The following is an 11,709-nucleotide window of genomic DNA, read 5'->3' as shown; positions in this document are numbered from 1 at the left end:
CTCCCATGGCGCCTCCTCCCCGTTACGGCCGTTCGTTGGCTCACAAGGCCCGCCAGCGCACCCCGGGCCACCACTACAACGCGAGCTTCCTCCCGGCGGCGGAGCGCGCGGAGATTCTGGCGTGGCTCGGCGCCCTCCACCCCCTGTGGGAGCAGCGCTACTCCAAGCACTTCCCGCCTCCGCCGGGGCAGGAGCAGCGGCGGCTGTTGCGCCCGGTGTACTGGCTGGGCAACTGGCAGTTCGCCTGCCTCGACTACTACCGGCCGCCCAAGGGCGTGAAGGACCGCTGCGTCAAGGCCGAGCCCTTCCCGGCGGTGCTCCAGCGCCAGGTGGACAAGGTGGAGCAACTGGCGCGCCGCATGTTCCGGGGCCCGGACATGCCGCCCGGCTGGCACCTCAACACCTGCCTGGTGAACTTCTACGGCAGCCGCCTCGAGGACGGGCGCTGGGTGGACACCGCGCGGGTGGGCGAGCACAAGGACTTCGAGCCGGGGCCGGTGGCCTCGCTGTCCTTCGGCGAGCGCGCGCTCATCCAGTTCGTCACCTCCAGCCGCCCGGGCGAGCGCGACGAGGTGGTGCTCGAGCAGTGGCTCGATGATGGCTCGCTCCAGCTCTTCGGAGGGGCGCGCTGGAAGGAGCAGACGTTCCACCGGGTTCAGCGGGTGGACACGCGCGCCGGGCACCAGCTGGCGCCCGAGATGCCGGACTTCAGGACCCGGCGCATCAACCTCACCTTCCGCTACGTGCCGGACGAGCACGTGACGCCCTACGCGCAGCTCTCACCCGAGGCCCGCGAGGACGTGCGGCCCTACATGGAGACGCTCGCCAGTCACAGCGCCTTCTTCCGGGCGGAGCTCGCGCGGGAGCGCAAGGCGCACGAGCCTCACCACACCCCGTGAGTGCGCAGCAGCGTCGCGAGCGGGGTGTCTCCCCGCTGGTACGCGTCGAAGAGCCTCGTGGCCGCTTCCGGTGACGGGTTGGCGTACACCTTCCACTCGCGGCCCTCGCGCAGCTCCGTCCCACAGTGGATGAGCGAGGCGCGCACCTCGCTGGCGGAGCCGAGCGGCACGTGCTCGAAGAGGAGCGGGTTCTGGCTGGTGAGGAAGGACTGCCGGCGGCCCAGCTCCCGCACGCAGGCCTCGACGTGGCGGGGGTGGAGGCTGTTGGCCAGCTCGTCGGCGATGACGAAGTCCCCGTTGACGTCCAGGTAGTACAGGAAGGACAGCAGCCGCTTCTGTCCGTGGCCCAGGTGCTCGTGCGTCAGCACCGCGCCATCGCGCCGGGTGAAGCGGAAGCCGAAGCGGCCGAACTCCAGGCGCCCGCCGCCCTCGTAGCTGCGCTTGTCCAGCAGCTCCACGCGGAAGAGTCCCGAGGTGAACCCGTTCAAGGCGACGAACCTCGCCAGGAAGCTCCGCTCCACCTCGTCATGGCGGATGTCGAGGAAGCCGCCCGGCGGGGGCATCTCGCGCGCCACGCGCTCGCGCAGCAGCCCGGGCATCCACGCGGGCAGCCACATCAGGCCCAGCGGGAAGACCTCGTCGCCCCGCATCTCCATCCCATACTGGGTGGTGCCCATCTGCTGGTACGTCCCGAGCGCCTCGTCGAAGCGCGCCGGGGCGAGCAGGAAGGTGCGGCGCAGCAGCTCCTTGAGGGGCTCGCGGACCTCGGGCTCCAGCCGCTGGGCCGTCATGAAGAGCACCACCCAGACGGTCCGGTCCAGCAGCGACCAGTACATGTTCTGGGAATAGGCGGGCTGCCCGTCCACCTCCCAGGACACGCCCGTGGCGTCGGCGCGCATCACCAGCCGGGGGCCGGGCGCGTCCAGCTCGAGCACCAGCTCCATGAAGGGCTCGAGCTCCGCGGCGGCCTCCAGGGGACGCGGCAACAGGAGCGCCGAGTCCTCGCGCGAAGGGGGCCGGGCGGCGCCGGTGGCCCGCGTGTTGCGCACGGTGATGTGCAGGTCCATCCCGGGGAAGTCGAGCGAGTACTCCAGCGAGAACTCCTCGCGGATGAGCCCGGAGAAGTCGGCGGCGAGCACGCGCGAGAGCAGGTCCAACAGCGTCGTCCTGCCGGTGCCGTTCTCGCCGAGCACCAGGTTGAGCCCTGGACTGAACACGAGCCCGGTGCCGGGCGCGACGTCCCGGTACCCATGGATGTGGAGCTTCGTGAGCTTCATGGCGGTGCCAGAGGCCTCTCTTTTCTCAGAAAAAGAAAAACCACACACCGTGCCACTTCAACGGTGAACAACCAAGTGGCCACACGTCCGCGTTTACACAAACCAATCAGAAAAAATCCTGAAAATCATCACAGTGCCTTGAGTCGCAAGCAACGGGTATGTCAAGAAAGACGCCTCTTCTTCAGAGGAGTTCTTCGTGAGCAACCGGTACCTGAGGACATTCTGTGCGGCGTGGCTGGGCGCGAGCCTGGCGGCGTGCGGTTCGATGCAGGACGGCGAGGCGCCCGTGCAGGGGGGCGATGACGCCGACATCCAGTCCGCGCTGGCCCGCATCCAGGGAGCCCAGGTGCTGGGCAGCGACGAGGGCGTGCCCTACGCCGTGCGGGGGCAGTTCGGCCGTGCCACCCAGGCGCAGGGCGCGCTGCGCTCGCAGCCGGACGTGCGCGAGGCGCTGAGCCTGGTGGCGCCGGTGTTCCGGCTCGACGCGAACGACCTGGTGTTCCGGCGCGCCAGCGTGGACGCCCAGGGCCACCAGCACCTGCGCTTCCAGCAGACGAAGAACGGCCTGCGCGTGGTGGGCGGCGAGCTCGTCGTGCACGTGGACGAGGCGGGCAATGTCTACGCGGCCAACGGCTCGGCCCGGGATGGCTCGCTCGCGTCCGCCGCCGCGAAGGTGGCCCCCGGGGCCGCGCTGAAGGCCGCCGTGGACGGCTCCACCGCGCGGGGCGCTTCCTCCCAGGGCAGCGCGAACCTGGTCTACCTGAGCTCCGAGGGCAGCCGCGAGCCGCGGCTGGCCTACGAGGTGCGCGTGAAGGGCGAGCGCGACGGCATGCCCGCCGATGACCTGGTGTACGTGGACGCGCAGCGCGGCGGCGTGCTGCTGGTCAACCCGCTCATCCACACGGCGCTCAACCGCAAGGTGTACTCGGCCAACAACGGCTCCACCACGCCGGGCACGCTCAAGCGCAGCGAGGGCCAGGCGCCCATCGGCGACGCCCATGTCGACATGAACTACGACATGCTGGGCGCCACCTACAACTGCTACGCGACGCTCTTCGGCCGCAACTCGTACGACAACGCGGGCGCCACGCTCATCAGCACCGTCCACTACGGCACCAACTACGTCAACGCCTACTGGGACGGCACCCAGATGGTGTACGGCGACGGCAACAACTCGGACTCCATCGAGCTGGGCAAGGACCTGGACGTCACCGTCCACGAGCTGACCCACGCCGTGACGGACACCGAGTCGGACCTCATCTACTCGGGCGAGTCCGGCGGCCTCAACGAGTCCATGTCCGACATCTTCGCTGGCGTGTGCGAGAGCTGGACGCGCAACTGGGCGGTGGACGCGGACGTCTTCATGATCGGCGAGGATATCTGGACGCCGGGCACCGCGAACGACGCGCTCCGCTACATGGATGACCCGGTGAAGGACGGCGTGTCGCTCGACTTCTACGGCGACTACTCCTCGGGCGTGGACGTGCACTACAGCTCGGGCATCAGCAACCTGGTGTTCTCGCTGCTCTCCAAGGGCGGCGTGCACCCGCGCGGCAAGTCGGCCAACGTGGTGCCGGCCATTGGCCCGGAGAAGGCTGGCCGCATCTTCTACAAGGCCAACACGGACCTCTTCACCGCCAGCACCACCTTCGAGCAGGCCAAGACGTACACCCTCCAGGCCGCCGACGCGCTCTACGGCGCGGGCTCGGCCGAGTCCCTGGCGGTGAACGAGGCCTGGAAGGCCGTGGGCGTGCCGCCTCCGCCGCCGGTGGTCAACCCGCTGTCCAACGGCGTGCCGGTGAGCAGCCTCTCGGGCAGCTCCGGCAACAAGAAGTACTACGCGCTCGATGTGCCCGCGGGCCAGACGAGCCTGTCGTTCGCCATCAGCGGCGGCACGGGTGACGCGGACCTGTACGTGCGCTACGGCGCCGTTCCCAGCTCCAGCACCTACGACTGCCGTCCGTATGCGAGCGGCAACGCGGAGTCCTGCCCCTTCACCAACCCGCAGGCGGGCACCTGGTACGTGATGCTCAACGCCTACTCCAGCTACTCCGGCGTGACCCTCACCGGCACGTACGGCGGTGGTGGCGGCGGCGGTGGTGGTGGCACTCCGGTGACCGAGACGCTCAGCGACAGCGTGGGCAAGAACGCGAGCGACAGCTTCGGCCCCTACAGCGTCGTGGCTGGCACCACCTTCAAGGTGACCATGACGGGCAAGCGCAACCCCGACCTGTACGTGCGCTTCGGCTCGGCGGCCACCCTCTCGCTCTACGACTGCCGCTCCAACACGTCCGGCGCCTCCGAGACGTGCACGGTGACGGTGCCCGCGGGTCAGAGCAGCGCGTACATCATGGTCTACGGCGCCGGCTCGGGCACCGCGACCTACAACCTGACCATCAACTACACCAAGCCGTAGTTCCGGCGGCCGGTAGGGATTGACGGGCGGGCGGCTCTCTCTCCACCTGGAGCGGGGGGCCGCCCGTTGCGCTTTTCAGGGGACGCGCCGCACGTTGCCGGGCAACCGGCGCAACAGGTTGAGCAGCCGCAGCGACGAGGGGAGGCTGCCCTGGACCTGCCAGGGGTCCACCTTGTCGCCGCCATTGGTGAACTGGGGCGAGAGCACGAAGACGCGCACCCGGGCCCGCTCCATCATCCCGTGGAAGCGCGGGTCGCGAATCAGCCCCCCGCTCAGCCGCAGCTGCGGCGCGGGCTGGAAGTAGTCCAGGTCCAACGACACCCAATCCGCCTCGACGACGCCGGGCCGCTCCAGCACCTGCCGCCAGTGCAGCGCCGCGGTGTCCACGAACCAGGGGACGAGCGTGGAGAAGCCCACGTCCCGCCCCGTCATCCGCGCCGTCGGCTCGGCCTTGGCGGTGGTGAAGAAGATGTCCTCCTCGGTGAGCACGGGCGCCGAGCCCTCCGGCCGCTTCAGCCCCTCGAAGAGCTTCCACCAGGTGGCGGCCTGCGGCGGCACGCGCGCCTCCAGGTAGCTGTCCTTGCACCAGTCCGAGTGCCGGTCCGCGTGGAAGAGGGTCCGGGGCAGCTCGCCCGTCGTCCGGTAGTGGTACAGGGCCACGTCGAGCATGTGGTGATCGCGCAGCACGTAGTCCGTCTGCCCGGCGCGGCTCCGCATCACTCGGACGTGGCCGCGCATCACCGCGTCGAGCTCGCGCGGGGTGAGGGCCTCCCGCCACGAGGCCTCCTCGAAGGTCAGCTGCTGGCCCGCGTACGGCTGCTCGCCCGCGCCGCCCACCACGTCCTCCGGGCCCTGCCAGCGCTGCAGCTTGCGCTCGAAACGCTCCGCCTCGCCGTCCCCGAGGACCTCGCGGGCGACCTCCCGGATGTCACGGCGGAGGCCGGCCCCGGGGATCGCGGGGGAGAAGCCGCCTGCCTGCCCGGAGCCCGCGGCGCGCAGCTGGAAGGCGTAGGCCGCGTCGGTGGGCTTCTTCCACTCGGAATACCGGATGAGCACGTGCGGGGTCCTCGGCGGCCGCCTGCCTGGTGGCCAGAGAGGCCGGGCGCGGGCGGTAGATGCCGGGAAACACCCGCCCCGTCACTGAAATTGCGGCGCCAGGTCCTCGAGCATGGCCTTGTAGATGCGGGGCCGCTCGGTGGAGAGGAACAGGTGGCTGCCCTGGAACATGCGCAACTGGAAGCGGCCCGTGGTCTGCAGCCGCCAGGAGTTGGCTTCCTCGTGGCTCACCTCGGTGTCCTGCCAGGCCCCGAAGGAGGAGATGGGCACGTCCAGCGGAGGCTCGGGCGCGTACTGGTAGCTCTCGCCGACGAGCGCGTCCGTGCGCAGCGCGGGCAGCACCCCGAGCCGGAAGTCCTCGCTGTAGAGCACCTCCAACGGCGTGCCGAACCGGCTGGCCACTTCCTTCAGGAACTCCTTGTCCGACAGGTGGCTGAGGGGGCGCGGGGGACCCTGCCGGATGTGCATCGCCGGGGAGGCCGAGAGGAAGAGGTGGACCGGGAGCGGCCCCCCGCTGCGGCGCAGCCAGCGCGCCAGCTCGAAGGCGGTGACGCCGCCGAAGCTGTGCCCGAAGAAGGCGAAGGGCATCTGCTTGACGAAGGGGAGCATCATGCTCGCCAGTTTGTCGAGCAGCTCGGGGAAGCGGGTGATGGGAGGCTCGCCCCGGCGGGTGGCGCGGCCCGGCAGCTCGATGGGGCAGACCTCCATGAAGGCGGGCAGCTGTCTGGCCCACAACCGGAAGACGGATGCGTCACCTCCGGCGAAGTGGAAGCAGAACAGCCGCAGCTTCGCCTGGGGGCGCGGCTCGGGGCAGGTGACCCATCGGCGGTAGACGGGAGGGACGAGCATGGAGAGACGTTGATGCTGCGAAGGGTGGGCGGGCCACGTCAACCCCCCAGACGAGACGAAAATCGAACAGATCCCCGGTCAAACGAGGAAAGACCCGGAGTGCAGGGGATTCCACCCGCGGGCTTGCCGGCGCGGGCGCTCAGTCCCAGGCGGAGAGCCGGTCGAAGTCCCCGGACGTGTAGTGGATGCTGTCCAGCCCGTTGGTCAGCCATCCGCCCTTCAGGCCGAACCCCGCGCGCATGTTGCGCCAGGCCTGCACGTCCGTGAGGCTGGGGGCGAGAGCCCCGCCGATGTCCTTCACCGAGTCCTCGGTGGTGTACATGCGGTCGCCCGGCTTGCGGTCGAACATGAAGGGGTGGTTGTGGAGGTGCGCCACGGGCTCGAAGCCGTTGGCCGCGTCCGCCGCCACCCGGTCACTCACCTCGTGCCGCAGCTGACCGCCGACGCTGTCGCCGCCGGACATGTACACCCGCAGCCGCCCGTGCCCGCGCAGGATGTAGGCCCCGAACTCGGTGGGGTGCTCGAGGATGGGGTAGCGCCGCGCCTGGCGCTGGAACAGCCGCCACTCCAGGCAGCTCGCCAGGCCATGCTGCCCGGCGCTCCCGTCCAGGACGCGCCCGGTGTTCTCCGCCTCGCGCTGCATGGGCTTGCCGGCCATCGCGGCATGGATGGCGTGCTGCCGCTCGAGCAGGGCGCGCTGCCGCAGGCCCTCCTCGCCGAGCCGGGCCACGAGCGCCGCCCGGTACCGAGCGCGCTCGGGCTCCATCGGTGCCGGTGCCCACCACGCGGGCGAATCGGGTAGCTCGAAGAACTCATTCAGCTCGCCCGGTTTGGGGTTCGGCACCGGGATGAGCTCGGGCTGGGCGTCGAGCACGCACGTGGGGGGCTCTTCCGGCACGGTGCCCGCTCGCGGGCCATGACAGGAGATGACCAGGAAGGCACCCAGAAGCCAGGGAATCACTCTCATGGACGGCAATCCTAGCAATCCCTGGCGGAACCCTGGCGGAATTTCGAGCCGCCAGGGCTCCGGTCCCACGGTGTGGCCGCGGGAGTTTCAGCTCACCGGGTCGTCTCGCAGCCACAGCCGCAGTTGTCGAAGAACGCCGTCTGGCCCTCGACGCAGATGAAGGTGACGGCGGCGCACTCCTCCGGACTGCGAGCGGCGTAGTACCGGGTAGGGTCGTTGTAGTCGCACTTCTTCTTCTCCGCGGCCTGGCTGGTGCCCTTCACGCAGATGCCACCGCAGTCGGCGCCGCCCGTGGTGGGATCGCAGCTGTCGTTGGGGTCATCCACGCAGACCTGCCCCTCGGGGCACTGGATGGCGGCGAAGCCACCGCAGAACTGGCCGGTGCCCGGCTTCGCCCCGGTGCTCTCCTGCTGCTGCACGTGGGAGGTGTTGGACCCGGTGGAGGCGTCCTCGGACTGCGGACCGCAAGCGGCGGTGAAGAGCATGCCAGTGATGACGAGCGCGCTGAACGACAGACGAAGCTGAGACATGGATGAGCTCCTTTGCTGGGTGTGTGGACCAGGACCGGCCCGGTCCGAAGCAAGGATTCGCATGAGTCCGTCCGCGCGCTCGTCTGTCTTTGCCCGACTTTTAAAAGGAGATGAAGTGTCTGTCCATTCCGGGACGGGCAATCACTTGTCAGAACTGCGCGGGATTTCGCGTTCTGGGGGGAGAGTGGGTCTGGGCCGCGGGTGCATTCCGCGCGGCCGCGGCTTTTCCAGCCACCCCCCGCCGGATTTACCGGGGTGTGTGCTCTTGCGCGGGCACGGGGGCGGATTTCCCGGCGAGCCACGCATCCACGGCCTCGAGCACCCGCCCCCCCGCGTCGCCCGCCTCGAGGGCCACCGTGCGAGCCTCGTGCGCCAGACGCAGCGCCCGGGTCCGGTCCGACCGCGCTTCCCACAGCGCCCGCGCGAGCAGGAGGCGGGTGTTGGCGCGCTCGACGGGCGTGGGATGCGCGCGCTCCCAGCCGGCCAGGGCCTTCTCCAGCGGCACGAGCGCGTCTCGGGGCTTGTCCGCCTCCAGGAGTGCCCGGCCCAGGTCCAGGTGCACCCCCGTCCAGCCGGAGAGGGCGTCATCCGGTTGGGACACCTGGAGGGTGACGGCGCGCTCCAGGTGCACCAGGGCCTCGCCGTGCCGCTGCTGCTTGCGCAACGTGTTGCCCAGGAAGCGCAGCACCGGCACGAGCTGGGGATGGCCCGGCCCGAGCTTCTTCTCCTTGCGCGCCAGCACCTCCTGGAAGCGCACCACGGCCTCGTCCAGCCGCCCCTGCTGGGACAGCACGGCGGCGAGGTTGTGCTCGATCGCCGCCGCGCCGGTGCTGTCCGGGCCCTCTGTCTTCTCCACGAGGCGCAGCGCGCGCTCGAACAGGAGCAGTGCCTCGTCCAGCCGCTTCTGCGACTGGAGCGCGAGGGCGAGCAGGTTGAGCGCATCGCCCACGCTGGGGTGCTCCGGGCCCAGTGAGCGCTCCAGCGACTCCAGCGCGCCACGCGACAAACGCTCCGCCTCGGCGGCATCGCGCTCCTGCCAGTGCGCCTCGCCGAGCGCGAGCCGTGCCCTCGCCACGTCCGGGTGCTCCTCGCCCAGGGCCGCGCGGCGCAGCTCCACCACGCGCCTCAGGTGCGCGAGCCCCTCGTCCACCCGGCCCTGGGCCAGCCTCGCGCTCCCCAAGTCCTGGCGGACGTCCGCCGCCTCCAGGCTGTCGGGCCCGAAGGCCTTCTCCAGCCGGACGAGCGCCGCCTCCTGCTGCTCGGCCGCCTCCGCGTAACGGCCCTGGGCATACAGCGTGGTGGCCGAGTAGGTGAGGAGCTGGGCGCGCAGCACCTCGTTGCCGCCCAGCCGCTCGATGGCCGCCTCGGCACGCTCGCGCCAGCGCCCGGCCATGTCGTATTGCTCGAGCTGTTCGCCCGTCACGCGCACCAGCAGAATCCAGGCACGCGCCGCGGCCTCGTCGTTGCGCCCGGCCTCCGCGGCCCGCAGGGCCTCGAAGAGGGCGGACTCCGCGCCGGGCCAGTCGCCCGCCTTCTGGCGCAGCTCGCCCAGCAGGAGGAAGGCCTCGGCCGCGCCATGGCGGTCTCCCGAGTCCTTCGCCGCCGCCGCCGCGGGCTCCATCCGGGCGACGCCTTGTTTGTATTTGCCCGCCGCTTGGAGGACGCGAGCCTGGACGAGGGTGCGGTGGAGCTCCTCGGCGCGCTCGCGTGCGGCCGGGTCCGCGGGGAGGGCGCGCGGGGTGGCATCCGCGCAGGTGGCCACCGGGGCCAGCCCCTTCGCCGCGCGCGGCGCCTGCTCGACCACCTCGGCATCCGCCTCGGTGAAGATGCGGGAGAGCGCGGTCAGCTCCGCGAGCCGTCCGTCGAGGCAGCGCAGGCGCTGGGCGAGCACCTCCTCGGACTGCTCGTGCCGCACGCGCGTGGCCTCGCACGTGGCGGTGCGCTCGGCCGCCCAGGTGGTGGTGTACGCATCGAGCACCTGCCGCACGCGGGGCCAGGCCTCCGCGGCGAAGGGCCGGCCGGTGGCGAGGAACGCGGCCTCGATGCGCTGGCGGGTCGCCTCGTCCCACACCCCGTCGAAGGCGTGCGCCGTGTCGCCGCATTGCCGGGCGGCGCGCGTGTGCACGCCATGGGTGACGCCGACGGCGCCCAGCAGCAGGCCGAGGCCCCCGGCCCATCGCAGGCGCCGCCTCGTGCGCACGCCCAGGTCATCCCGCAGCGCGGCGAGCAGGGCCTCCAGCGAGGGGTAGCGCTCGGCGGGGGAGACGGCCATGCCGCGCAGCACCACGCGCCGCAGCCACGGCGGCACCTGCGTGCCCTTGGGCGCGGGGAGCACCCGGCCCGAGAGGCGCTCGGCGGAGACCTCCCGGACGGAGGAGCCCGCGAAGGGGCGCTCGCCGTAGAGGGCCTCGTACAGCGTCACGCAGAAGGAGAACTGGTCGCTGCGGACATCAGCCCGGACTCCGGGGGTGAGCTGCTCCGGGGCCATGTACGCGGGCGTGCCGCCGGTGACGGGGGTGCTCTCCGTCGCGGAGGAGGCGGTGTGGGCCAGCCCGAAGTCGGTGATGCGGATGCGGCCGTCGGTGCCCACCAGGAGGTTGTCGGGCTTGAAGTCCCCGTGCACCACCCCGGCGGCATGCGCGGCGGCGAGGCCCCGGCCCGCGTCCACGAAGAGGGCGAGCACCTGGTGCCAGGTGCGCTGAGCGGCCTTCAGCCACTGGCGAAGCGTCTGGGCTTCCACCAGCTCCATGGCGAGGAAGACCTGGTGGCCGAAGGTGCCCACGTCGTACACGGGGACGACGTGCGGGTGGGAGACGCGGGCCATGGCCTGGGCCTCGCGCAGCAGGTGCTGGCGGCCTTCCTCCGCGTCGAGCCCGAGCGCGGAGGCCCGCAGCAGCTTGAGCGCCACGCGCCGGTCGAGCTCCGGGTCATAGGCGGCGTACACCACGCCCATGCCGCCGGCGGCCAGCTTCTCCAGGACGAGGTAGCGGCCCACGGCGGTACCGCGCTCCAGCACGGGCTCGCCAGCGGGTAGGCGGCTGGGGCGGTCCGGCGTCGCCATGGGGGCGGGCCCGACGGGGGTGGCCTGCGAGGGGACGGGCGTATTGGCGCGCAGGGCCTCGGCCACCATCCGCCGGCAGGAGGGACAGGCGTCGAGGTGCGCATCCACCTCCGCCGCGCGCTCTCGGGGCAACTCGCCGAGCAGCAGTTCCGTGAAGGTGGCTTCGTCGAGGCAGGCCATGGGGTCAGGGGCGGGAGGCTCCCGAGCCTACCACTCCCATGAGGGCACCTGCCGTGAGGGAGGGCCCGGGATGCGGACACCGGGCCCTCGAGATGTGCTGGGTGCGCGTTACGGCGCGGTCGTGCAGCCCGATGACGAGTTCTTGCAACTCGAGCTGCAGGTGGCCGCCCCGCCGCACGAGACACTGCAGTTCGAGGTACAGCTCGTCAGCTCACAGCTCGTGGCGCCGACACAGGCGAGCTGGCAGTTGCCGCCCGGGCAGTCCAGCTTGCAGTTCTCTCCGGTGCAGCTGAGCTGGCAGTTGCCGCCCGAGCACTTCTGCGTGCAATCGCCGTTCTCGCAGACGCACGAATTGCCGCTGCCATCGCAGTCCAGGTTCGAACAGCCAGACAGCGTCAGCGTCAATGCGGCAACCACTCCCAGGATGATGCGGTTCAAGGTCATCGACTCCCTCTCTTCTTTTTCGGGGCACGG

The 11,709-nt window shown here is 70.9% G+C and carries 9 protein-coding genes; 2 read left to right on the top strand and 7 right to left on the bottom strand.

All coding sequences use genetic code 11. From position 1 onward, the window contains the following. Window positions 1–5 precede the first annotated feature (5 nt). Window positions 6–899 (top strand): alpha-ketoglutarate-dependent dioxygenase AlkB, encoded by an 894-nt coding sequence (locus NR798_RS34955; protein ID WP_375766880.1) that lies wholly within the window; start codon window positions 6–8, stop codon window positions 897–899. Here the strand turns inward: NR798_RS34955 and NR798_RS34950 are convergent. Continuing rightward, entirely contained in the window at window positions 884–2,176 is a 1,293-nt protein-coding gene (locus NR798_RS34950) for an AAA family ATPase (protein WP_375766879.1), read from the bottom strand. The genes NR798_RS34955 and NR798_RS34950 overlap by 16 nt on opposite strands. Before the next feature lie 196 nt (window positions 2,177–2,372). Here NR798_RS34950 and NR798_RS34945 point away from each other — a divergent pair, with 196 nt between their 5' ends. Beyond that, complete coding sequence (locus NR798_RS34945) at window positions 2,373–4,592, top strand: M4 family metallopeptidase (protein ID WP_375766878.1); 2,220 nt, start codon at window positions 2,373–2,375, stop codon at window positions 4,590–4,592. A gap of 75 nt (window positions 4,593–4,667) precedes the next feature. On the opposite strand, the gene NR798_RS34940 is transcribed toward NR798_RS34945, so the two are convergent. The 6 genes from NR798_RS34940 to NR798_RS34915 form a co-directional block, all read right to left on the bottom strand. Continuing rightward, entirely contained in the window at window positions 4,668–5,648 is a 981-nt protein-coding gene (locus tag NR798_RS34940) for a hypothetical protein (protein WP_375766877.1), read from the bottom strand. 81 nt (window positions 5,649–5,729) lie between these two features. Then, window positions 5,730–6,497, bottom strand: coding sequence for a thioesterase II family protein (locus NR798_RS34935; RefSeq protein WP_375766876.1), 768 nt, complete (start codon window positions 6,495–6,497; stop codon window positions 5,730–5,732). 139 nt (window positions 6,498–6,636) lie between these two features. Beyond that, complete coding sequence (locus NR798_RS34930) at window positions 6,637–7,464, bottom strand: hypothetical protein (protein ID WP_375766875.1); 828 nt, start codon at window positions 7,462–7,464, stop codon at window positions 6,637–6,639. Window positions 7,465–7,556: 92 nt separating this feature from the next. After that, window positions 7,557–7,994 (bottom strand): hypothetical protein, encoded by a 438-nt coding sequence (locus NR798_RS34925; protein WP_375766874.1) that lies wholly within the window; start codon window positions 7,992–7,994, stop codon window positions 7,557–7,559. 247 nt (window positions 7,995–8,241) lie between these two features. Next, a complete protein-coding gene (locus NR798_RS34920) occupies window positions 8,242–11,235 on the bottom strand; it encodes a tetratricopeptide repeat protein (RefSeq protein WP_375766873.1) in 2,994 nt (997 codons plus the stop codon). Window positions 11,236–11,343: 108 nt separating this feature from the next. Next, window positions 11,344–11,679, bottom strand: a complete 336-nt coding sequence (locus tag NR798_RS34915; RefSeq protein ID WP_375766872.1) for a hypothetical protein — start codon at window positions 11,677–11,679, stop codon at window positions 11,344–11,346. Between the last annotated feature and the right edge of the window lie 30 nt (window positions 11,680–11,709).

This window comes from Archangium gephyra (assembly GCF_042230915.1).
In the GTDB taxonomy this organism is placed as follows: Bacteria; Myxococcota; Myxococcia; order Myxococcales; family Myxococcaceae; genus Archangium; species Archangium gephyra_B.
The sequence above is the reverse complement of the archived record's forward strand: the minus strand, read 5'-3'. Positions and strand labels throughout refer to the sequence as shown.